The 23253-nt window shown below is 69.7% G+C and carries 19 protein-coding genes; 3 read left to right on the top strand and 16 right to left on the bottom strand.

The window, feature by feature from the left end; genetic code table 11:
* Positions 1–69 precede the first annotated feature (69 nt).
* Positions 70–1026, top strand: coding sequence for an IS481 family transposase (locus OG623_RS27375; protein ID WP_406146123.1), 957 nt, complete (start codon positions 70–72; stop codon positions 1024–1026).
* Here OG623_RS27375 and OG623_RS27370 read toward each other — a convergent pair.
* From OG623_RS27370 to uvrA, 11 genes are all read right to left on the bottom strand, one after another.
* Positions 1023–1358 (bottom strand): RNA polymerase-binding protein RbpA, encoded by a 336-nt coding sequence (locus OG623_RS27370; protein WP_099176117.1) that lies wholly within the window; start codon positions 1356–1358, stop codon positions 1023–1025. The two genes, OG623_RS27375 and OG623_RS27370, sit on opposite strands and share 4 nt — an antisense overlap.
* Before the next feature lie 109 nt (positions 1359–1467).
* Positions 1468–1704 (bottom strand): preprotein translocase subunit SecG, encoded by a 237-nt coding sequence (secG, locus tag OG623_RS27365; RefSeq protein ID WP_014156893.1) that lies wholly within the window; start codon positions 1702–1704, stop codon positions 1468–1470.
* 113 nt (positions 1705–1817) lie between these two features.
* Positions 1818–2606: a triose-phosphate isomerase gene (gene tpiA / locus OG623_RS27360; RefSeq protein ID WP_406150055.1), complete on the bottom strand. Its 789-nt coding sequence runs from the start codon at positions 2604–2606 to the stop codon at positions 1818–1820.
* 6 nt (positions 2607–2612) lie between these two features.
* The gene (locus OG623_RS27355; protein WP_406150053.1) at positions 2613–3824 is read right to left on the bottom strand and encodes a phosphoglycerate kinase; all 1212 of its coding nucleotides are present in this window, start codon (positions 3822–3824) and stop codon (positions 2613–2615) included.
* A 114-nt stretch (positions 3825–3938) separates the two neighbouring features.
* A complete protein-coding gene (gene gap, locus OG623_RS27350) occupies positions 3939–4949 on the bottom strand; it encodes a type I glyceraldehyde-3-phosphate dehydrogenase (RefSeq protein ID WP_406150052.1) in 1011 nt (336 codons plus the stop codon).
* A 669-nt stretch (positions 4950–5618) separates the two neighbouring features.
* The gene (gene whiA, locus OG623_RS27345) at positions 5619–6608 is read right to left on the bottom strand and encodes a DNA-binding protein WhiA (protein ID WP_362887330.1); all 990 of its coding nucleotides are present in this window, start codon (positions 6606–6608) and stop codon (positions 5619–5621) included.
* Positions 6599–7633, bottom strand: coding sequence for a uridine diphosphate-N-acetylglucosamine-binding protein YvcK (gene yvcK / locus OG623_RS27340; RefSeq protein WP_406150050.1), 1035 nt, complete (start codon positions 7631–7633; stop codon positions 6599–6601). Before yvcK ends, whiA begins: the two co-directional genes overlap by 10 nt.
* Positions 7630–8595 carry an RNase adapter RapZ gene (gene rapZ / locus OG623_RS27335; RefSeq protein WP_406150048.1) on the bottom strand — a complete coding sequence of 322 codons (966 nt, stop codon included), beginning with the start codon at positions 8593–8595 and terminating at the stop codon, positions 7630–7632. Before rapZ ends, yvcK begins: the two co-directional genes overlap by 4 nt.
* On the bottom strand, positions 8592–10670 hold the full coding sequence (gene uvrC, locus OG623_RS27330) for an excinuclease ABC subunit UvrC (protein ID WP_406150046.1): 2079 nt from the start codon (positions 10668–10670) through the stop codon (positions 8592–8594). Before uvrC ends, rapZ begins: the two co-directional genes overlap by 4 nt.
* A 72-nt stretch (positions 10671–10742) precedes the next feature.
* A complete protein-coding gene (locus OG623_RS27325) occupies positions 10743–11171 on the bottom strand; it encodes a Rieske (2Fe-2S) protein (RefSeq protein ID WP_406150044.1) in 429 nt (142 codons plus the stop codon).
* A 229-nt stretch (positions 11172–11400) separates the two neighbouring features.
* The gene (gene uvrA / locus OG623_RS27320; protein WP_406150042.1) at positions 11401–14433 is read right to left on the bottom strand and encodes an excinuclease ABC subunit UvrA; all 3033 of its coding nucleotides are present in this window, start codon (positions 14431–14433) and stop codon (positions 11401–11403) included.
* A gap of 175 nt (positions 14434–14608) precedes the next feature.
* Between uvrA and OG623_RS27315 the strand changes: the two genes are divergently transcribed.
* Positions 14609–15298 carry a maleylpyruvate isomerase family mycothiol-dependent enzyme gene (locus tag OG623_RS27315; protein WP_406150040.1) on the top strand — a complete coding sequence of 230 codons (690 nt, stop codon included), beginning with the start codon at positions 14609–14611 and terminating at the stop codon, positions 15296–15298.
* A gap of 10 nt (positions 15299–15308) precedes the next feature.
* A complete protein-coding gene (locus tag OG623_RS27310) occupies positions 15309–15965 on the top strand; it encodes an MBL fold metallo-hydrolase (RefSeq protein WP_406150039.1) in 657 nt (218 codons plus the stop codon).
* Between the two features lie 67 nt (positions 15966–16032).
* Here the strand turns inward: OG623_RS27310 and OG623_RS27305 are convergent, their stop codons facing one another.
* From OG623_RS27305 to OG623_RS27285, 5 genes are all read right to left on the bottom strand, one after another.
* Positions 16033–17028, bottom strand: coding sequence for a TerC family protein (locus OG623_RS27305; RefSeq protein WP_406150037.1), 996 nt, complete (start codon positions 17026–17028; stop codon positions 16033–16035).
* A 279-nt stretch (positions 17029–17307) separates the two neighbouring features.
* The gene (locus OG623_RS27300) at positions 17308–19224 is read right to left on the bottom strand and encodes a TerD family protein (RefSeq protein WP_406150035.1); all 1917 of its coding nucleotides are present in this window, start codon (positions 19222–19224) and stop codon (positions 17308–17310) included.
* A gap of 118 nt (positions 19225–19342) precedes the next feature.
* A complete protein-coding gene (locus OG623_RS27295) occupies positions 19343–19921 on the bottom strand; it encodes a TerD family protein (RefSeq protein WP_406150034.1) in 579 nt (192 codons plus the stop codon).
* 151 nt (positions 19922–20072) lie between these two features.
* Positions 20073–22193: an excinuclease ABC subunit UvrB gene (gene uvrB, locus OG623_RS27290; RefSeq protein ID WP_406150033.1), complete on the bottom strand. Its 2121-nt coding sequence runs from the start codon at positions 22191–22193 to the stop codon at positions 20073–20075.
* Positions 22194–22232: 39 nt separating this feature from the next.
* Positions 22233–23105, bottom strand: a complete 873-nt coding sequence (locus OG623_RS27285) for an MHYT domain-containing protein (RefSeq protein ID WP_406150032.1) — start codon at positions 23103–23105, stop codon at positions 22233–22235.
* Between the last annotated feature and the right edge of the window lie 148 nt (positions 23106–23253).

Below are 23253 nucleotides of genomic sequence, written 5' to 3'. Positions count from 1 at the left end.
GGTCTTGAACATGACGAAGACCTCCGGTGTGGTGGGAGCTGTCTAGGAACTCACCGCACGGAGGTCTTCGTGTCCCACCGTAATGCCCGGCTGACCGTTTTCGGTAGGCGCCTGCTGGTCGAGCGGGTCTGCTCGGGCCGCCCGGTCGCCCATGTCGCAGCCGAGATGGGCATATCGCGGGCCACGGCCCACAAATGGATGCGGCGGTGGCGGGCCGAAGGCGAGGTTGGCCTGCACGACCGCTCCAGCAGCCCACTCACGACACCGCACCGGACTCCGGCCGCCATCGAGGCGCAGGTCTGCGACCTGCGGCGGTCCCGCAAACTGGGACCGGCCAGGATCGGCCCGATCCTGGGCCTCCCGGCCTCGACGGTCCACCGGATCCTGACCCGCCAGGGACTCCATCGGCTGGCCTGGCTCGACCGGCCGACCGGCACGGTGATCCGCCGCTACGAACGTGAACGGCCCGGCGAACTCATCCACGTCGACGTCAAAAAGCTCGGCCGGATCCCCGACGGCGGCGGCCACAAGGTCCTGGGCCGCCAGGCCGGCCGGGCCACCCGCAGCCAGATGGGCTTCGACTACGTCCACTCCGCCGTGGACGACCACTCCCGCCTGGCCTACAGCGAGATCCACCCGGACGAGAAAGTCGCGACCTGCGCGGGCTTCCTCACCCGCGCGGCCGCCTTCTTCCACAGTCAGGGCATCACCCGCATCGAACGAGTCCTCACGGACAACGCCTGGGCCTACCGCAAGGGCCTGGCCTGGAAGGCCGCCCTGGCCGAACTCGGCGCGACCAGCAAACTCACCCGCCCCTACCGGCCCCAGACCAACGGCAAAGTCGAACGCTTCAACCGCACCCTCGCCGACGAATGGGCCTACCAACGGCCCTACACGTCAAATGACGAACGGACCACAGCCCTGGCAGACTTCCTCCACACCTACAACCACCACCGCTGCCACACCGCACTCGGAGGCCAACCCCCGATCAGCCGAGTGAACAACGCTGCGGGTCAATACACCTAGATCTCGCCGCGGAGTTTCGCGAGGGCCTCGGCGAGGATCGCCTCGCCGTCCGCGTCGCTGCGCCGCTCGCGCACGTACGCCAGGTGCGTCTTGTACGGCTCGGTGCGGGGCGGGGCGGGCGGGCTGTCCCTGTCCTGTCCGGCCGGGAAGCCGCAGCGCGGGCAGTCCCAGGTCTCCGGTACCTGCGCGTCATGGGCGAAGCTCGGCTGCGTCTCGTGCCCGTTCGAGCACCAGAAGGAGATGCGGGCGCGCGGGGCGGACTCGCCTCGCTCGGCCTCCCCCATCGGCCCCGCTCCGACCCGGCTTCCCCGGATCGCGTTGCCACTTGCCACGGTCGTAACTCCCTGCGTGATGGTGCTCGAAGATGCCCCAGTCTACGTAAGGCCCAACGCGCGTCCAGTGAAAGGAGTTACACCGTCACCGGGAATCGCGAACGCCCGGTCAGCTGTCCAGCTTGATGAGCAGAGCAAGGACGACAATGCACGCGAACCAGGCCAGACCGACCACGACGGTGATGCGGTCGAGGTTCCGCTCGGCGACCGACGAGCCGCCCACGGAGGACTGCATTCCACCACCGAACATGTCGGAAAGGCCGCCTCCCTTTCCCTTGTGCATCAGCACCAGCAGCATCAGCAGCAGGCTGAAGACGATCAGGGCGATCTCGAACGCCAAAACCACGGCTGGTCCCTACTTTCCGGAATTCCTTGGACTGCATGTACGAACAGCGGGGGCCCGGGGGTAGACCCCCCTCGGCCCCCGCAAGGGTACGACGGATCCGCGCTACCGCATACTCACTGGTCGCGGAAGCGGACGATCTTGACGAACTCGTCGGCGTCGAGCGCGGCGCCGCCGATGAGGGCGCCGTCCACGTCGGGCTGCGCCATGATGGCCGCGACGTTGCCGGACTTCACCGAGCCGCCGTACTGGATACGGACCGCGTCGGCCAGCTCCTGCGAGTACAGCTCGGCGAGCCTGCCGCGGATCGCGCCGCAGACCTCCTGGGCGTCCTCGGGGGTGGCGACCTCGCCGGTACCGATGGCCCAGACCGGTTCGTAGGCGATCACGATGGACTCGGCCTGCTCGGCCGGGATGTCCTTCAGGGCGCCGTCGAGCTGCGCCAGCGTGTAGGAGACCTGGTCACCGGCCTTGCGGATGTCCAGGCCCTCGCCGACGCAGAGGATCGGGGTCAGGCCGTGCTTGTAGGCGGCCTTCACCTTGGCGTTGCAGAGCTCGTCGCTCTCGCCGTGGTACTGGCGGCGCTCGCTGTGGCCGACGGCCACGTAGGTGCACTTCAGCTTGGCGAGCATCGGGCCGGAGATCTCACCGGTGTACGCGCCGGAGTCCTGGGCCGAGATGTCCTGGGCGCCGTACTTGACCTTCAGCTTGTCGCCGTCGACCAGCGTCTGCACGGAGCGCAGGTCGGTGAAGGGCGGCAGGACGGCGACCTCGACGGCCTCGTAGTCCTTGTCGGCCAGGGCGAAGGCGAGCTTCTGGACGTGGGCGATGGCCTCGAGGTGGTTGAGGTTCATCTTCCAGTTGCCCGCCATGAGCGGGGTACGGCCTTGTGCGGTAGCAGTCATGAAAGGTCAGTCCTCCAGTGCGGCGAGGCCGGGAAGCGTCTTGCCCTCGAGGTATTCGAGGCTGGCGCCGCCACCGGTCGAGATATGGCCGAATGCGTTCTCGTCGAAGCCCAGGATGCGGACGGCGGCCGCGGAGTCACCGCCGCCGACGACGGTGAAGGCATCGGAGTCGATGAGGGCCTGGGCGACCGCCCTGGTGCCCTCGGCGTAGTCGGGGTGCTCGAAGACGCCCATCGGGCCGTTCCAGAAGACGGTGGCCGCGTCGGCGAGCTTCGATGCGTAGAGCTTGTTGGTCTCCGGGCCGTTGTCCAGGCCCATCACACCGGCCGGAATGGCGTCGGCGGCGACCGTGGCGGGGTGGCCAGGGGTCTTGGCCTTGAGGTCGGGGAACTGCTCCGAGACGACGACGTCGACGGGGAGCACGAACTCCACGCCCCTCTCTTTCGCGCGCTCGAGGTATCCGAGCACCGCCGGGATCTGGTCCTCCTGGAGGAGGGAGCTGCCGACCTCGTGGCCCTGGGCCTTGAGGAAGGTGTAGGCCATTCCGCCGCCGATGAGGATGCGGTCGGCCTTCTCCAGCAGGTGGTCGATCACGCCGAGCTTGTCGGAGACCTTGGAGCCTCCGAGGACCACGACGTAGGGGCGCGTGACGTCCTCGGTGAGCTTCTTGAGGACGCCGACCTCGGTGGCGATCAGATCGCCGGCCGCGTGCGGCAGCCGGGCCGGGAGGTCGAAGACCGAGGCGTGCTTGCGGTGGACGGCACCGAAGCCGTCACCCACATACACATCGGCGAGCTCGGCGAGACGGTCGGCGAAGGCGCCGCGCTCGGCGTCGTCCTTCGAGGTCTCACCGGCGTTGAAGCGGAGGTTCTCGATGACGGCGACCTGGCCGTCGGTGAGGGCGGCGACCGTGGCGCGGGCGGACTCGCCGACGGTGTCGGTCGCGAAGGCGACCTCCGTGCCGAGCAGCTCACCGAGGCGCGCGGCGGCCGGGGCCAGTGAGAAGGCCGGGTCCGGGGCGCCCTTGGGGCGGCCGAGGTGCGAGGCGACGATGACCCGCGCACCGGCCGCGGCGAGCCGGGCGACCGTCGGCCGGACGGCGCGGATGCGGCCGTCGTCGGTGATCGTGGTGCCGTCCAGCGGCACGTTGAGGTCGGCGCGGACGAATACCCGCTTGCCCGCGACCCCTTCGGCGAGAAGTTCGTCGATCGTCTTCATCTCTGTTCCCATACTCCTTGGAAGGACGGATGAGCATGCGAGGGGGCCCGAACGGCGCCGCGTCGCGCCGTCCGAGCCCCTCGCATCACACCTGGATGCCTGCCGATCCTAGGATCAGAGCTGGCCGCCGACGAAGACGGTCAGGTCGACGAGGCGGTTGGAGTAACCCCACTCGTTGTCGTACCAGCCGAGGATCTTCACCGAGTTGCCCTCCTGGACCATGGTCAGGGAGGAGTCGAAGGTGCAGGAGGACGGGTCGCCGACGATGTCCGAGGACACGATCGGGTCCTCGGTGTACGTCAGGAAGCCCTTGAGGTCGCCGTCGTCCGCGGCCTTCTTGAACGCGGCGTTGACCTCGTCCTTGGTGACCTCGCGCTGCAGGGTGACGACCAGGTCGGTGGCGGAACCGGTCGGGACCGGGACGCGCATCGCGATGCCGTCGAGCTTGCCCTTGAGCTGCGGGAGGACCAGGGCGGTCGCCTTGGCGGCGCCCGTCGTGGTCGGAATGATGTTCTCGGCGGCGGCGCGGGCGCGACGCAGGTCCGAGTGCGGGAAGTCCAGGATGCGCTGGTCGTTCGTGTACGCGTGGACCGTCGTCATCAGGCCCTTGACGATGCCGAAGTTCTCGTCGAGAACCTTGGCCATCGGCGCCACACAGTTGGTGGTGCAGGAGGCGTTGGAGATGACGTGGTGGTTGGCCGCGTCGTACTTGTCCTGGTTGACGCCCATCACGATGGTGATGTCCTCGTCCTTGGCCGGAGCCGAGATGAGGACCTTCTTGGCGCCACCGGCGATGTGCTTCTCGGCGTCGGCCTTCTTGGTGAAGATGCCGGTCGACTCGACGACGACGTCGACGCCCAGCTCACCCCAGGGGATGTCGGCCGGGTTGCGCTCCGAGAGCACCTTGATGGTGTGACCGTCGACGGTGATGGTGTCGGCGGTGTGGCTGACCTCGGCCTTGAGACGACCCAGAATGGTGTCGTACTTCAGCAGGTGAGCCGTGGTCGCAGTGTCACCCAGGTCGTTGACAGCCACGATCTCGATGTCCGCACCCTGCTCCAGCAGCGCGCGGAAGTAGTTACGACCGATGCGGCCAAAGCCGTTGATGCCTACGCGGATCGTCACGAACCGATCTCCTCGTTAGGAACGCCGGTTTCGATGCCGGCGAGTTTTATTAGGGATGTCCCCGACCGCCTCCGACCCTACCTCTCCGAAGGCCCCGGAGTGACATCGAGAGCCGAGGTACGAATAGGGATCTCCTTACCGACCAGTAGGAGTAAGGGATTCCGGTAGGCCGGACCATCGGGGCGACCACCCTCCGCGACACGGTCACCAAGCGTCAACACCCGGCGGGGCGGGCGCCCTTGCGGCGCACGGACGGCCGACGGCACACCATCACCGGGCGTCACCTGCGCGAGGCCGACCAGCGGCGTTCCACCCCCGCGGAAACAGCCACAGCCGCCCCCACGACCCATTCGGCGAAGTGCGCGGCGGTCAGCTGCGGGCCATCACGCTCAATTGCGCGGACCGGCACTCGTTCGATGGAATCGCCGGGCGAGTACGCCCTTTCGGGCACACGATCGGGTGAACCCCCGGAGAGCAACCGCTCAATTGTGCGGGGTGGCGCTCGAAATCATCCGGAAATACTTCTCGCCCCACCGGTCGTGGAATGACTCCCGCACCCGGCGGATGAATACCGCACGGTCTCCGTCTCCGGGGCCCGGCCCGCGAGGCCGGGTCCCGGGGCGGGGGGGCGCCGCCCTCTCCGGGGCGAGCCGGGCTCTTCTGCCGCCCTCAGCTCACGAGGCCGTCGGCCAGCTCCTCGCTGAGCGTCGATTCCGTGCCCGGGATACCGAGGTCCTGGGCCCGCTTGTCGGCCATCGCCAGCAGGCGCCTGATCCGGCCGGCGACCGCGTCCTTGGTGAGCGGCGGGTCGGCGAGCGCTCCCAGCTCCTCCAGGGAGGCCTGCTTGTGCTCCATGCGCAGCCGTCCGGCCGCCGCGAGGTGCTCGGGGACCTCCTCGCCGAGGATCTCCAGCGCGCGTCCCACCCGGGCTCCGGCGGCGACCGCCGCGCGGGCGGAGCGGCGGAGGTTGGCGTCGTCGAAGTTGGCGAGCCGGTTGGCCGTGGCGCGGACCTCGCGCCGCATCCGGCGCTCCTCCCAGGCCAGCACCGACTCATGGGCGCCGAGGCGGGTCAGCAGGGCACCGATCGCGTCACCGTCACGGACGACGACACGGTCGACGCCGCGCACCTCCCGCGCCTTGGCCGCGATGGAGAGCCTGCGGGCGGCGCCGACCAGGGCGAGCGCGGCCTCCGGACCCGGGCAGGTCACCTCCAGCGAAGAGGAGCGTCCCGGCTCGGTGAGCGAGCCGTGTGACAGGAAGGCGCCGCGCCAGGCCGCCTCCGCGTCGCAGGTGGCCCCCGAGACCACCTGCGGGGGCAGGCCGCGGATGGGACGGCCGCGGCCGTCCACCAGGCCGGTCTGGCGGGCCAGCTGGTCTCCGCCCGCCACCACCCGTACGACGTAGCGGGAGCCCCTGCGCAGTCCGCCGGGAGCCATCACGATCAGCTCCGAGCTGTGCCCGAAGATCTCGAGGATGTCCCGCTTGAGCCGGCGGGCCGCCATGGCCGTGTCCAGCTCGGCCTCGATCACAATCCGGCCGCTCACCAGGTGCAGCCCGCCCGCGAACCGAAGAATCGCCGAAACCTCTGCCTTTCTGCAGCAGGTCCGGGTCACGGGAAGCCGAGAGACTTCGTCCTTCACCGCTGGCGTCATCGCCATGGGCCGATCCTTCCATGCATCCGAAAAATACGGTCGTACGCGGCGGCCAACAGCTCCGGATCGTGAATCGGAACGCCGTCGGGTGAGGCCACGGGGGCCAGCTCGACCGCGGCTCCGAGCCGCTCTGCGGCGTCGGCGAGGGACTCGCGGTCGGGCACGGCGGCCTCGTCGGCCAGCACCACGTCCATGGCGAGTTTAGGGGCGTGTCGTCCCAAAACCTCCAAATGACGCTGCGGTGAGAAGCCATCTGTTTCACCGGGCTGTGGTGCGAGGTTCAGCGAGAGGACCTTACGCGCCTTCGTGGTGACCAGTGCGTCGAGCAGTTCGGGCACCAGCAGGTGCGGAATCACGGACGAGAACCAGGAGCCGGGGCCGAGCACCACCCAGTCGGCGTCGAGCACGGCGGCCACCGCTTCCGGGACCGCCGGCGGGTCGACAGGGACGACATGGACGGACTGCACCTCGCCGGGGGTCAGCGCCACCGTCGCCTGCCCGCGCACCGTGACGGTCTCATCGGGGCGCTCCTGGTCATGGCCGCGCACGAGCGCCTGGAGCTCCAGGGGGACGGCGGACATCGGCAGCACCCTGCCGTGCGCGCCGAGCAGCTTGCCGACCAGGTCGAGTGCCTGGACGTGATCGCCCAGCTGTTCCCAGAGGGCGACGATGAGCAGATTGCCCACCGCGTGCTCGTGGAGGTCGCCCTTGGACTCGAAGCGGTGCTGGATGACCTGGGCCCAGGTCTGGCCCCACTCGTCGTCGCCGCAGAGCGCGGCGAGCGCTTTGCGCAGGTCGCCCGGCGGGAGGACGCCGAGCTCCTCGCGGAGCCGGCCGCTGGACCCGCCGTCGTCGGCGACGGTCACCACGGCCGTGAGGTCGCCGGTGATCCGGCGCAGCGCCGTGAGCGAGGCGGAGAGCCCCATGCCGCCGCCGAGCGCGACGACCTTGGGCTGTGCGCCGCGCTTACGGCCGGAGAGCGCGGCCGTGGCCCTGCTCAGCCGGCGCTGACGCAGATGGCGACTGCTCACTCTCGCCCCATGTCCCGGTGGACGAGGACGGTCTCGATCCCCTCGGTGGCCAGCCGGGAGGCCAGCTTCTCCGACATGGCCACGGAACGGTGCTTGCCGCCCGTACACCCGACGGCGATGGTGACGTAACGCTTGCCCTCACGGCGGTAACCTGCGGCGATGAGCTGCAACAGCTCCGTGTACTGGTTGAGGAACTCCTTGGCGCCCGGCTGGTCGAAGACGTAGTCGGACACCTCCTCGTTGAGCCCGGTGAAGGGGCGGAGCTCCGGGACCCAGTGCGGATTCGGCAGGAAGCGGCAGTCGACGACGAGGTCGGCGTCGACCGGCAGGCCGTACTTGAAGCCGAACGACATCACCGTCGCCCGCAGCTCCGGCTCCTCGTCGCCGGCGAACTGGGCGTCCATCTTGGCCCGCAGCTCGTGCACGTTGAGGCTGGAGGTGTCGATGACGAGGTCGGCGTCACCGCGCAGCTCACGCAGCAGATCACGCTCGGCCTCGATGCCGTCGACGATGCGGCCGTCGCCCTGGAGCGGATGCGGACGGCGGACCGATTCGAACCGGCGCACGAGGGCGTCGTCGGAGGACTCCAGGAAGACGATGCGCCGGGTGACGTGCTTGGCCTCCAGGTCGGCGAGGGACTCCCGGAGGTTGTCGAAGAAGCGACGGCCCCGCACGTCGACGACGACGGCGATACGCGCGACATTGCCCTGGGACCGGGCGCCGAGCTCCACCATCGTGGGGATCAGCGCGGGCGGCAGGTTGTCGACGACGAACCAGCCGAGGTCCTCCAGGCACTTGGCCGCGGTGCTGCGCCCCGCGCCCGACATTCCGGAGATGATCACCAGCTCGGGGATGGCGGGCGCGGTGGCCTCGGCCTTCTCCTTGGTGCTTCCCGTACTCACGTCTGCTGCTCCGTCTGCTCGGCCGCGTTCGTCCTGGTGTTCGTTCGCGTGCTCGGTCATGTGCTGCTTCCCCCGTCGTCCTCTTCGATGATCTCTCCGGTGGCGGTGTTCACGGCGGGCGCGGCAGGGGCGGCCTGGGCGAAGGCGGCGGCCACCGATTCCGCGGTCCTGCGCCCTATGCCCGGCACCTCGCAGATCTGGTCGATTGTCGCCTGCCGCAGCTTCTTGACGGAGCCGAAATGCTTGATCAGCGCGTGCTTGCGGGTATCGCCGAGACCGGGGACGTCGTCCAGGGGGCTGCTGCGGATGCGCTTGGCCCGCTTGGCCCGCTGGTAGGTGATGGCGAAGCGGTGGGCCTCGTCCCGGATGCGCTGGAGGAGGTAGAGGCCCTCGCTGGAGCGGGGCAGGACCACCGGGTCGTCGTCATCGGGCAGCCAGACCTCTTCGAGGCGCTTCGCGAGACCGCAGACGGCGATGTCGTCGATGCCCAGCTCGTCCAGGGCGCGCTTGGCTGCGGCGACCTGGGGCTGCCCGCCGTCGACGACGAGGAGCTGGGGCGGGTAGGCGAAGCGCTTGGGGCGGCCGTCGTCCTCGCGGGGCTCCTCCCGGCCGGGGATGTCGTCCGGCACCGCGGGGACGGGGCCTGTGGGGGCTGGGCCGCCGGGGGCGGGGCCTGTGGTCGCTGCGCCTGCGGGGCCGCCGGGGGCCGGGGGCTCCTCCCACTCCCCCGTCCGCTCCTTCTCCTGGAGGTAGCGCTTGAAGCGGCGGCCGATGACCTCGTGCATCGAGCGGACGTCGTCCTGGCCCTCGAAGCCCTTGATCTGGAACCGGCGGTACTCGCTCTTGCGTGCGAGGCCGTCCTCGAAGACGACCATGGACGCGACGACGTCGTCACCCTGGAGGTGCGAGATGTCGAAGCACTCGACGCGCAGCGGAGCCGTCCCGAGACCGAGTGCCTCGGCGATCTCCTCCAGGGCACGGGAACGCGTCGTGAGGTCGGATGCGCGCTTCGTCTTGTGCAGCCCCAGCGCCTGCTGGGCATTGCGCTGGACCGTGCCCATCAGGTCCTTCTTGTCGCCGCGCTGCGGGATGCGCAGGCTGACCTGGGACCCCCTGCGGTCCGCGAGCCACTGGGACACCGAGTCGGGGTCCTCGGGGAGTGCCGGGACCAGCACCTCCTTGGGGACGGCGTCGCCGGACTCCTCCCCGTAGAGCTGCTGGAGCGCGTGCTCGACCAGGCCCGAGGTGTCGACGGCCTCGACCTTGTCGGTGACCCAGCCGCGCTGGCCCCGCACCCGGCCGCCACGGACGTGGAAGATCTGGACGGCCGCTTCCAGCTCGTCCTCGGCGACGGCGATCAGGTCGGCGTCGGTGGCGTCGGCGAGGACGACGGCGCTCTTCTCCATGGCCCGCTTCAGGGCCTCCGCGTCGTCGCGCAGCCTGGCCGCCCGCTCGTACTCCATCTCCTCGGCCGCGTCCGTCATGTCCTTCTCGAGACGGCGGATGTACGTCCCGGTGCGGCCTGCCATGAAGTCGCAGAAGTCCTCGGCGAGATCCCGGTGTTCCTCGGGGGTGACCCGCCCGACGCAGGGCGCGGAGCACTTGCCGATGTAGCCGAGGAGGCAGGGGCGGCCGGTCCGCTCGGCGTTCTTGAAGACACCGGCGGAGCAGGTGCGCACGGGGAAGACCCGGAGCATCAGGTCGACGGTCTCGCGGATCGCCCAGGCGTGGCCGTACGGGCCGAAGTAGCGCACGCCCTTCTTCTTGGCGCCGCGCATGACCTGGACGCGCGGGAACTGCTCGTTGAGCGTGACCGCGAGGTAGGGGTAGCTCTTGTCGTCGCGGTACTTGACGTTGAACCGGGGGTCGAACTCCTTGATCCAGGAGTACTCCAGCTGAAGCGCTTCGACCTCGGTGGAGACCACGGTCCATTCCACGGAGGCGGCCGTGGTGACCATGGTGCGGGTACGCGGGTGAAGACCGGCCAGGTCCTGGAAGTAGTTGGCCAGGCGCTGGCGCAGGTTCTTCGCCTTCCCGACGTAGATCACCCGGCGGTGCTCGTCGCGGAATTTGTAGACCCCCGGGGAGTCGGGGATCTGTCCCGGCTTGGGGCGGTAGCTGGAGGGGTCTGCCATGTCTCACACCCTACTTGCGGGCAGTGACAGAGCGGCATGTCCGGGGTGCGGGAGGCCGGGGAGAACTCCGGGTCAGGCTCCGGGGCCCGCGATCAGCTTCCCGCTCACGACCTTGACCGGGACAGAGGGCAGCGGCACGGTCGCGGGGCCGTGCACCACCTTGCCCGTGGTCACGTCGAAGCGGCTGCCGTGGCAGGGGCAGTGGCCCTCGACGTCCTCGACCTTGTCCAGGAGGCAGCCGGCGTGGGTGCACTGCGCGCTGAAGGCGTTGTACTGCCCGGCGGCCGGGCAGCTCACGACGACCCGCTGCTCGCGGTAGAGCTTGGCCCCACCGACCGGGACCTCGTCGGGGGCGCCGAGCTCCACGGGCGCGGTGGGCGTGGGGGTCTTCGCGTGGCCGAGCTTCGAATCGGTCGAACAGGCTGCCGCTCCCAGACCGGCGGCACCGGCGAGAGCGGCGCCCTTCAGGACGGTACGGCGGGCGGCGGGCAGGCCGGGCATGCGGTCTCCACTGGTCGGGGGGACAGAGAGCCGCCGTCACCGTCCGGGGCACCGGGTGCCGGGGATCCCGGGCACGGGCCGCACCTGAAGGCACGGGCGACAGACCCGACCATACCGGCGGAAGGCGACGGCCCTTCGCCCGGCCCCGGACCTCGCGGACGGGCGAGGTCCGGGAGGCTTCCGGGCGGAGCTGCCCCGAGAGTGAGGGTGCCGCTCCGCCCGGACGGTGTCAGGCCTTCCGTGCGCGGGCGGCCTTCTTCGGCGCGGGCTTCTCCGCCCCGGCCTTCTCCGCCCCGGCCTTCCCCGCCGTACGCGCTGTGGCGGTCCTGCGGGCCGTGGGCGTCTTCGCCGCGACGGCCTTCTTCGCCGGCGCCTTGCGGGCCTTACGGGCCTGGGGCACCGCGGCCCGCCCGACCCGGTCCGCCCCCAGGACGTCCTGGAGGAACTTCCCGGTGTGGCTGGCCGGCACCGCGGCGACCTCCTCCGGGGTGCCCTCGGCGACGACGAGACCACCGCCGTTACCGCCCTCGGGGCCCATGTCGACGACCCAGTCGGCGGTCTTGATGACATCGAGGTTGTGCTCGATGACGATCACCGTGTTGCCCTTGTCGACCAGGCCCGAGAGGACCGAGATGAGCTTGCTGATGTCCTCGAAGTGCAGACCGGTCGTCGGCTCGTCCAGGACGTACACCGTGCGGCCCGTGGAGCGCTTCTGCAGCTCGCTCGCCAGCTTCACCCGCTGCGCCTCGCCACCGGAGAGCGTCGGCGCGGACTGGCCGAGCCTGACGTATCCGAGGCCGACCTCGTTGAGCGTGCGCAGGTGGCGGGCGATCGTGGGGACGGCCTCGAAGAACTCCAGGCCCTCCTCGATCGGCATGTCCAGCACCTCGGCGATGGACTTGCCCTTGTAGTGGACCTCCAGGGTCTCCCGGTTGTAGCGCGCACCGTGGCAGACCTCGCACGGGACGTACACGTCGGGCAGGAAGTTCATCTCGATCTTGATCGTGCCGTCACCGGAGCAGTTCTCGCAGCGGCCGCCCTTGACGTTGAAGGAGAAGCGGCCGGGCAGGTAGCCGCGCACCTTCGCCTCCATCGTCTCGGCGAACAGCCTGCGGACATGGTCGAAGACTCCGGTGTACGTGGCCGGGTTGGAGCGGGGCGTACGGCCGATCGGCGACTGGTCGACATGGACCACCTTGTCGACGAGGTCGTCGCCTTCGACCCTGGTGTGCCGCCCGGGGACCGACTTGGCGCCGTTGAGCTCACGCGCGAGGTGGGTGTAGAGGATGTCGTTGACCAGGGTCGACTTCCCCGAGCCCGAGACACCGGTGACCGCGGTGAGCACACCGAGCGGGAAGGAGACGTCGATGTCCTGGAGGTTGTTCTCCCGGGCGCCGTGCACCGTGAGCCTGCGCCCGGGGTCGACGGGACGCCGGATGTCCGGCGTCTCGATCATCCGCCGGCCCGCGAGGTACTGGCCGGTGATCGACTCCTTGTTGGCCAGCAGCTCGTCGAGCGAGCCGGAGTGGACGACCTTGCCGCCGTGCTCGCCGGCGCCGGGGCCGATGTCGACGACCCAGTCGGCGACCTTGATGGTGTCCTCGTCGTGCTCGACGACGATGAGCGTGTTGCCCATGTCCCGGAGCCGCACCAGGGTCTCGATCAGCCGGTGGTTGTCGCGCTGGTGCAGGCCGATGGACGGCTCGTCCAGCACGTACAGCACGCCGACGAGTCCGGAGCCGATCTGGGTGGCGAGGCGGATGCGCTGGGCCTCGCCACCGGACAGGGTGCCCGCGGCGCGGTTCAGCGAGAGGTAGTCGAGGCCGACGTCGACGAGGAACCTCAGCCGCTCGTTGACCTCCTTGAGGACCCGCTCGGCGATCTTCTTGTCGCGGGCGTTCAGCTTGAGCCGGCCGAGGAATTCGGCGCACTCGCTGATCGACATCGCGGCCACCGCGGCGATGGACTTCTCCATCACCGTCACCGCGAGGACCAGCGGCTTGAGCCGGGTCCCCTCACAGGCCGCACAGGCCACCTCGCGCATGTAGCCCTCGAAGCGCTCACGGCTGGAGTCGCTCTCGGCCTCGGAGTGACGCCGCTTGACGAACTGGACCGCGCCCTCGAAGCGGGGCGTGGTGTAGGCGCGCTCGCGTCCGTACCTGTTGCGGTAGCGGACCTCGGTCTGGATCTTGTGGCCGTGGAGCAGGGCCTTCTTGGCGCGCTGCGGCAGTCCGGCCCAGGGGATGTCCGTACGGAATCCGAGGGCGTCGGCCAGCGCGCTGATCTGGCGCCCGAAGTACTCCTTGGTGTGCCCGTGCGACCAGGGGTGGATCGCGCCCTCGTCCAGGGACTTGTCCTCGTCCGGGACGATCAGCTCCGGGTCGACCTCCATCCGCGTGCCGATGCCCGTGCATTCGGGGCAGGCGCCGAAGGGGGAGTTGAAGGAGAAGGAGCGGGGCTCCAGCTCCTCGAAGGAGAGGTCGTCGTACGGGCAGTAGAGGTGCTCGGAGTACATCCGCTCACGCTCGGGGTCGTCCTCGTCGAGGTCGACGAAGTCGAGCACGACCATGCCGCCGGACAGGCCGAGCGCCGTCTCGACGGAGTCGGTCAGCCGGCGCTTGGCGCTGTCCTTCACCGTGAGCCGGTCGATGACCACCTCGATGGTGTGCTTCTCCTGCTTCTTCAGCGCGGGCGGCTCGGACAGCTGGACCGTCTCGCCGTCGACCCTGGCCCTGCTGTAGCCCTTGGTCTGGAGATCGGCGAAGAGGTCGACGAACTCCCCCTTGCGCTCGCGCACCAGCGGGGAGAGCACCTGGAAGCGGCTGCCCTCGGGAAGTCCCAGCACCTTGTCGACGATGGCCTGCGGCGACTGGCGCGCGATGGGGCGCCCGCACTCGGGGCAGTGCGGCTTGCCGATCCTGGCGAAGAGCAGCCTGAGGTAGTCGTAGACCTCGGTGATGGTGCCGACCGTCGAGCGCGGGTTGCGCGAGGTCGACTTCTGGTCGATGGAGACGGCGGGCGAGAGGCCTTCGATGAAGTCCACGTCCGGCTTGTCCATCTGGCCGAGGAACTGCCGGGCGTACGAGGAGAGCGACTCCACGTAGCGCCGCTGGCCCTCGGCGAAGATCGTGTCGAAGGCGAGCGACGACTTGCCCGATCCGGAGAGCCCGGTGAAGACGATGAGGGAGTCACGGGGGAGATCGAGCGAGACGTTCTTCAGGTTGTGCTCGCGCGCGCCACGGACGATGAGACGGTCGGCCACGCCGGTCCGCACCTTTCTGGAGAGAAATGGGGGAACTGAGCCCCTCTCCCAGGGTATGGGGGGCGCCACAGCGATGTACGAAGCTTTCGACTCCGAGCGTATAGCACGCGCATTCGATTTACGGCCGAGTGAAGACTCCATCACCCGAACGAGTGGTGAGGTCTAGGCTCGGTCCATGACTGATCATGCGCGCGACCTGGAAGCTGTACGTGAAGCGACCGATCGACTGCTCAGCGCCATGGGCACCATGGACGACGGCGTCGTCGCCGAGCCGTCGCGTCTGCCGGGCTGGAGCCGCGGCCATGTTCTTGCCCACCTGTCACGTAACGCCGACGCGCTCGTAAATGTTCTCCAGGGGCGCCCGATGTACGCGAACAGCGAAACCCGGGACGCCGACATCGAGCGTGACGCGCCCCGCCCCCTGGCCGCCCAGCTCGCCGATCTGCGCACGAGCGGTGCCGCCTTCCTCGCGGTGGCCGACACACCCGCCGACTGGTCACGCACGGTGACATTGCGCAACGGTGTGACGGACTCGGCATCGCGGGTCCCCTTCCGCCGCTGGATCGAGATCGAGCTGCACCACGTCGACCTGGGGGTGGGCTACGAGCTGGAGGACCTGCCCGAGGAGTTCGTGACCCGGGAGAACGCCTTCCTGGCGGACCGGTTCGCCGGGCACCCCGCCGTCGTCCGCACGACGGCGGTCGCCCCGGACGGCCTGCGGTGGACCACGGGCGGCGGCGCCGATGGTGCCCAGGTCACCGTCCGGGGCACGGCCGCCGACATCCTCGGCTGGCTCTGCGGGCGCCGCGACGGCTCCGCGCTGACCGTGGAAGGCGGCGGTCTTCCCACGCTGCCCCCGCTATAGGCTGCGTCACATGACGTACAGCGGAGCGGTCAAGGTCGGCGGACCTGCGGATGTGCACGAGCTGACGGATCTGATGATCTCCAAGGTCGCCGTCGGGTCGATGAACAACAACGCGTATCTGCTGCGCTGCCGGGCCACCGGCGAGCAGCTGCTGATCGACGCGGCGGCCGAGGCGGGGACCCTGCTGCGGCTGATCGGCGAGGACGGCATCGCGTCCGTCGTCACGACGCACCGGCACGGTGACCACTGGCAGGCGCTCGGCGAGGTGGTGGCCGCCACCGCGGCGCGGACGTATGCCGGGCGGTACGACGCCGAGGGCATCCCCGTCCCGACCGACGAACCCGTCGAGGACAACGGCACGATCCGGGTGGGCGAGGTCTCGTTGACCGCGAGGCATCTGACCGGCCACACCCCCGGGTCCATCGCCCTGGTCTACGACGACCCGCACGGCGCCCCGCACGTGTTCACCGGGGACTGCCTCTTCCCCGGCGGTGTGGGCAACACGCACCAGGACCCGGAGGCGTTCGCGAGCCTGCTGCACGATGTGGAGACCAAGCTCTTCGACCGGCTGCCGGACGAGACCTGGGTCTACCCGGGCCATGGGCACGACACCACGCTCGGCGCCGAGCGCCCGCAGCTGCCGGCGTGGCGCGAGCGCGGCTGGTGAACGGCCCGACGGCCGGGTGCCCCTCGTGGGCCCCGGCCGTCGGTGTGTCCGCGAAGTCCCTCCGGCGCTACTTCTCCGCGCCGACGCTCTCGCTGTCGTCCTCCCGCTCGCCCTTCGCCGCGTCCTGCCTCCTGGTGGCGATCAGGCTGGTGATCGTCGTGATCACCAGGACGCCGCAGATCACGGTCAGGGAGAAGGGGATGGAGATCTCCGGGACGTGCACCCCGGACTCGTGCAGGGCGTGCAGCACCAGCTTCACGCCGATGAACCCGAGGATCACCGAGAGCCCGTAGCTGAGGTGGACCAGCTTCTTCAGCAGACCGCCGATGAGGAAGTACAGCTGACGCAGGCCCATCAGGGCGAAGGCGTTGGCGGTGAAGACGATGTACGGGTCCTGGGTCAGGCCGAAGATCGCCGGGATGGAGTCCAGCGCGAACAGCACGTCGGTGGTGCCGATGGCGAGCATGACGACCATCAACGGGGTGAGGACGCGCTTGCCGTTGTTCCGGATGAAGAGCTTGGTCCCGTGGTACTTGTCGGCGACCCCGAAGCGGTGCTCGATCGACTTCAGGAGACGGTTCTCCTCGAACTCGTCCTCCTCCTCGTCGGCCCGTGCCTCCTGGATCAGCTTCCAGGCGGTGTAGATCAGGAACGCGCCGAAGATGTAGAAGACCCACGAGAAGTTGGCGATGACCGCGGCCCCGGCCGCGATGAAGATCGCTCGGAGCACCAGCGCTATCAGCACACCGAAGAGCAGGACTCGCTGCTGGAGGTGGGAGGGCACCGAGAACTTCGCCATGATCAGGACGAAGACGAAGAGGTTGTCGACGCTCAGCGACTTCTCGGTGATGAAGCCGGCGAAGAACTCGCCCGAGGCCCGGCTCTCGCCGAAGACCAGCAGGCCGAGCCCGAAGAGCACGGCCAGGGCGATCCAGACGACCGTCCAGATTCCGGCTTCCTTGGTCGACACCTCATGGGGCTTGCGCCCGATGAAGAAGTCGACGGAGATGAGGGCGCACAGACCAAGGATGGTCAGCGCCCAGAGAGTCCATGAAACGTCCACTGCGCCTCCGGCAGTTCGCTACGGGCTATGGATCAGCGTCGTCGCTGCCGGAGGTCTCTTCCACCCGGGAGCGCGGGATGCGCGCCGGGCCGGCGCCCCGGGACCGGTCACAGTCCGTACTGACGGAAACGCCGCGACGGGAGTACTCCCCTCCGCACCAAGAACAGTACATGAAGTACCAAGAAAAGGTAAAGTCTCCACCAAGGAAAGATCAAAAGGCCAGGTCAGGGCGGTTCGGAACGGGTCGGAGCAGATCGGGGAAGTCCAGGGCGGAGCAGGTCAGTAGAGGGCGCGCCGGGCGGCGGCCACCAGCGAGAGCACCTGCTCCAGGACCCGGCTGCCCTCGGGCGTCCTCAGCGGCTCGTACGTCCACGCGTGGCCGACCCAGGGGTCGGCGAGATGGTCGTCGGCCACCGGTGTGATCCGCAGCAGGGACCGCCACAGCGGGTCGAGGACCGGCCCGTAGGCGCGGGTGTCGTCGCGGTCGGCCACCATGAGCAGATGCACGCCGACCGAGGGGCCCTCGTCGGCCAGATAGCGCAGCTGGTTGACGGTCCTGTCGTCGAAGCCGTGCGGGAAGTCGTTGACGATCAGCAGCTGCTCCCCCGCGTCGAGGTCCGGTGGCAGCGCGTCCGCTGCGCCGGCCCTGACCGCCATCTGCAGCAGATCGACCCGCCGGGTGAGGTGGGCGAGCACCGAGGCCACGCCCTCGGCCCCGGCCGCGGGCGGACCGGCGAGCACCCCGGATTCGGTCAGGGGAGCGAGCGGGCCCGCGGCCGAACCGGCGGGGTCGATGACGTGCACGGAGAACTCGTTCGCCGGGTGGACGGCGAGCAGCCGCGCGGCCAGCGTGACCGCGGTCTCCATGGCCAGGGTGCGCAGCTGGTCCCCGGCCGTCACGGCGGCCGCGTCGGAGGCCGTACGCCCGCTGTCGACCCAGATCCCCCGCTCCAGGGGCAGCCGCACCAGCAGCGGGATGCGCAGGCCCGGGTCCTCGGGCAGTCCGAGGTCGCCGATGCGCAGGGCCATCGGGTTCTCCATCGGGACCCGGTAACCGTGCCAGACGGGGTTGTCCCAGCCGGCGTACGCGGCGGGGAGGGCCGGTTCCACGACGGCTGACTCGGCGGCGAGCTGGCCGAGATCGCGGTCGAGCGCCTCACGTGCCCGGCCGGTGAGTTCGTCGTGCTTGGCCCTGGCCTGGTCGCGGGCGCGTTCGCCCGCACCGCCGATACGGGCGCGCGGGTCGGAGAGGGCCTGGTCGAGCTCCTGGTCCATCCGGGACCCGGCGAAGTCCACGGCGCTCCGGTAGGCGGCGACAGCGCGCGCCAGGTCCTCGAACATGCCCCAGATCTGGTTGTAGAGGCGCTCGTCCATGGACCAGCCGGTGGCGTCACCCGCGACGGGCTGCGCGGGCTGTCCCGGGGCGGAGGGCGGGGCCGTCGGGGGCGCAGGGGGCGGGGCGGAGGTCTGCCGGCGCGGATGCGCGTAGTCGACGCGTCCGCCCGATGAGTCGGGGCGCGGGGGCGCGGGCTCTTCCGGCGGCGCGGCGGCCGGCGGTGCCCCGCCGCCCCCCGAGGGCGCGGGGCCCGCGGGGTGGCGCACCCGCTCGCCGTCGGGGGTACGGGGCGGCGGCACGGAGCGGGCGAGCCCGGCGGCGACGGCCTCCTGGATGGAGTCGGCCAGCCGCGCGGCCTCGGCCACCCCCTGGTCGGCGAGCATCCCCGCCAGCCCCGTGGCATAGCCCTGGCCGACGGCGCGGACCTTCCAGGCGCCCTGGCGTCGGTAGAGCTCAAGAGCCGAGACGGCGGACTCGGTGTCGAGGCCGGTGAGGGTGAACGTGACGATCTCGGTGCCGTCGAGCCCGGTGACGGCGACGAAGGGGGCGGCCACCGCGCCGAATCTGCCCGGCTGCCCGGCCCCGGTGGGAAGGGCGAGGAGCACGGTCACGCGGTGCACCGCGTCGGGCAGGGCGTCCAGGTCGACGGCCAGCCGGTGATCGGCCGCCGCCTGCCGGGACACCTCGAGTCCTGGCACCCGGTGCGACGCGGGGTGGGCCACCCACTCCGCGCCCCTGACGATGCCCCGCTCGTCCCCGAGCGTGGCCCCGGCCACGACGGGTGAGCCCGCCGACACCCTGATCTCCAGACGGGTCTGGGGCAAGGTGTGGTTCTGCCCCCGGACCAGCTCGGCCGTCATCGCCCTGTCCCCTCGACGTTCGGTGGAAGTGCCCTGCCATGGGCGCAGCTCCCGGCGGCGGGTGCCTCCGGGAGCTGCTCGTGCGGATCCATGGGCCGGGTGTGGCCCCCTGCCCTGTCTACAGATGCGGCAGGATCGCCGGCATCAGGTCCTGGAACGTACGGCCGTTGGCCGGGTTGCCGAGGGCGGTCATCTGCCATCCGCCGCCCACACGGTGCACCTTCGCCATGATCTGCGCCGTGTACTGGCCGCCGCCGTCCAGCGTGTAGCGGGCGAGCTCCTGGCCGTTGGTCTCGTCGACGATGCGACAGAAGGCGTGTCGCACCTCCTGGAACGTCTGGCCGGTGAACGAGTTCACCGTGAAGACGATCTGGTCGATGTGGACCGGGACACGCTGCAGATCGACGAGGATCGCCTCGTCGTCGCCGCCCGAGCCCGCGCCGCCGACCAGGTTGTCGCCGGTGTGCGTGACCGAGCCGTCGTCGCTGACGAGGTGGCGGAAGAACACGACGTCCACGGGCTGCTTGTCGGCGAAGAGCACCGCCGAGGCGTCCAGGTCGATCTCCCGGGTGCGCGAGCCGAACAGCCCGCGGCGCGGGGCCGCCTGCCAGCCGAGCCCCATCCGTACCGCGGTCAGGGTCCCCCCGTCGCTCTTCTGCAGGCTGATGGCCTGGCCCTTGGTCATGTTGACCGTCACGCGCTGTCCCCTCTCCGCTTGCCCCGCAGCCGTCGGTCTGCGGTTTCCCCGAACCCTACGCAGTCCAGGGAGGCGGAAAGGAGTCATGGGCCGTTTTTGTGTCGGTCCTGCAACACTGCGGGCCCCCGGGAACACCGCGGGCCCCACGGGGTCAGGCCAGCCCCGCCTCCCTCATCTGACGCAGCTCCTTCTTCAGCTCCCCCACCTCGTCGCGCAGCCGGGCGGCCACCTCGAACTGCAGGTCGGCGGCGGCGGCCCGCATGCGGTCCGTCATCTCCTCGATGATCCCCGCGAGCTCCGACGCCGGCCGGTCGGTGACCACGGCGCCGTCCTTCTTCGTCCTGCCTCCGGCAGCCGCCTTGCCACCCAGCGAGGGGACCGCGGTCTTGGTCTCCTTGGCCTGCCGGTAGCCCGTACCGAGCAGCTGCTCGGTGTCGACCTCCTCGCGGGCGATGGACGCGACGATGTCGTTGATCTTCTTACGGAGCGGCTGCGGGTCGACCCCGCGCTCGGTGTTGTAGGCGATCTGCTTCTCGCGGCGGCGGTTGGTCTCGTCGATGGCCTGCGCCATCGCCGGGGTGACCTTGTCGGCGTACATATGGACCTGCCCCGAGACGTTACGGGCGGCACGTCCGATGGTCTGGATCAGCGATGTGCCGGAGCGCAGGAAACCCTGCTTGTCCGCGTCCAGGATGGCCACGAGCGACACCTCGGGCAGGTCGAGCCCCTCGCGCAGGAGGTTGATGCCGACCAGGACGTCGTACTCACCGGAGCGCAGCTCGCGCAGCAGCTCGATGCGGCGCAGCGTGTCGACGTCGCTGTGGAGGTAGCGGACCTGGATGCCCAGCTCCAGGAAGTAGTCCGTGAGGTCCTCGGACATCTTCTTGGTGAGGGTGGTGACCAGGACCCGCTCGTCCTTCTCGGTCCGCTTGCGGATCTCGTGGACCAGGTCGTCGATCTGGCCCTCGGTGGGCTTGACGACGACCTCGGGGTCGACGAGGCCGGTGGGCCGGATGATCTGCTCGACGTATCCGTCGCCCCGGGACATCTCGTACTTCCCCGGGGTGGCGGAGAGGTAGACCGTCTGATCGATACGCTCGAGGAACTCCTCCCACTTCAGCGGGCGGTTGTCCAGGGCGGACGGCAGCCTGAAGCCGTGGTCGACGAGGGTCCGCTTGCGGGAGGCGTCACCCTCGTACATCGCGCCGATCTGCGGGACCGTGACGTGCGACTCGTCCAGGACGAGGAGGAAGTCCTCGGGGAAGTAGTCGAGGAGGGTGTTGGGGGCGGTGCCGGGCGAGCGGCCGTCGAAGTGCATGGAGTAGTTCTCGACGCCGGAGCAGGTGCCGATCTGCCGGAGCATCTCGATGTCGTACGTGGTGCGCATGCGCAGCCGCTGGGCCTCCAGCATCTTGCCCTGCTTCTCCAGCTCGGCGAGGCGCTGTTCCAGCTCCTGCTCGATGCCGCCGACCGCCTTCTCCATGCGCTCGGGACCCGCCACGTAGTGGCTGGCCGGGAAGACGTGGAGCGAGGCGTCCTCGCTGATGACCTCGCCGGTGAGCGGGTGGAGGGTCGAGAGCGCCTCGATCTCGTCGCCGAACATCTCGATGCGGACGGCGAGCTCCTCGTACACCGGGAAGATCTCGATGGTGTCGCCGCGCACCCGGAAGGTGCCGCGGGTGAACGCGAGGTCGTTGCGGGTGTACTGGATCTCCACGAAGCGGCGCAGCAGCTGGTCCCGGTCGATCTCGTCGCCGACCTTGAGCTGGACCATGCGGTCCACGTACTCCTGCGGGGTACCGAGGCCGTAGATGCAGGAGACGGACGCGACGACGACGACATCGCGCCGGGTGAGCAGCGAATTCGTGGCGGAGTGCCGCAGCCGCTCGACCTCCTCGTTGATCGAGGAGTCCTTCTCGATGTAGGTGTCCGACTGCGGGACGTACGCCTCGGGCTGGTAGTAGTCGTAGTACGAGACGAAGTACTCCACGGCGTTGTTCGGGAGGAGCTCTCGGAACTCGTTGGCCAGCTGGGCCGCCAGCGTCTTGTTCGGCGCCATCACCAGCGTGGGCCGCTGAAGCTTCTCGATCATCCAGGCGGTCGTCGCCGACTTGCCCGTGCCGGTCGCGCCGAGCAGGACGACATCCTTCTCACCCGCGCGGACGCGCCGGTTCAGCTCGGCGATGGCCGTCGGCTGGTCACCGCTGGGCTGGTAGGGACTGACGACCTCGAAAGGCGCCACCGAACGTTCGATCTTCGAGACTGGCCGCATGCAACCACCGTACGGCGCCCCACTGACAACGGCGGTGGATCAGCGGTTCCGCGGCTGCCGGTACGCCCTGCGCGAGGCGGTCTCGTAGGGCCTTGCGGGGCGTCGCTGGGCGGGGATCGAGCTCATCGCCCCACCGCACCTGGCAGCGGTTCCCGGCAGCGGGCCCGTCCCCCTGGACGGGTCGGTCACCACCAGGGGGTCGATCATCACGATCACCGCGGCGAGCAGCAGGAAGCAGCCGGGTCCGACCATCATCGGCAGGAGCAGCGAGGTGGGGGCCTCCCCCGGCCCCGCCGGAGCCGCGTCGGGGTGCAGATGCACCTGGAGCGCGGCCATGCCCGTGTAGTGCATCCCGGTCACGGCCACGCCCATGACCACACTGGCGCCGAGACTGGGGAGGAAGCCGTGGATGTTGACGGCCGCCCACAGCGCCACGGTGGAGGCCACCACGGCGATGACGACGGAGAGCGCGACCATGAGCGTCTGATATTCGAAGAGTCCCGCGAAGTTCATTCCGGCCATGCCGAGGTAGTGCATGGAGGCGACCCCGAGACCGGTGATCGTCCCGCCGGTGACCAGCGCCATCGGGGTGGCGCCCCGGTAGCCGACGAGGAATATGCCGACGCCGACCATCACGATGGCCACGGCGAGGCTGGCGTAGGTCAGGGGCCTGTCGTAGCTCACCGGCGCCTCCCTCACGGAGAAGCCCAGCATCGCGATGAAGTGCATCGTCCAGATACCCGACCCGATGGAGGTCGCGCCGAGGGCCAGCCAGCCGGCTCTGGAGGCGCCTCGTGTGCGCAGGGAGCGCGTGGTGCACCGAAGACCGAGCGCGGCGCCGAGGCACGCCATGAGGAATGCCGTGACGGGCGTCACGAGGCCGTAGGTGAATCCGTCGACTGTGCCCTGCATGCTGGTATGCCCTTCGCGGTGTGCCCGGGTTCGGGGTGACCCTAAAGGGCAAGGCCCGGCAAGCAAACATAAGAGCGGCATTTTATCCGCCTCTGGGCGGTCCGGCGCTCCGCCTTCCGGCACGGCGTTCACAACATGGCCATCATCC

Source organism: Streptomyces sp. NBC_01012 (assembly GCF_045162755.1).
GTDB lineage: Bacteria > Actinomycetota > Actinomycetes > Streptomycetales > Streptomycetaceae > Streptomyces.
This window is presented reverse-complemented; position numbering and strand designations above follow the sequence as displayed.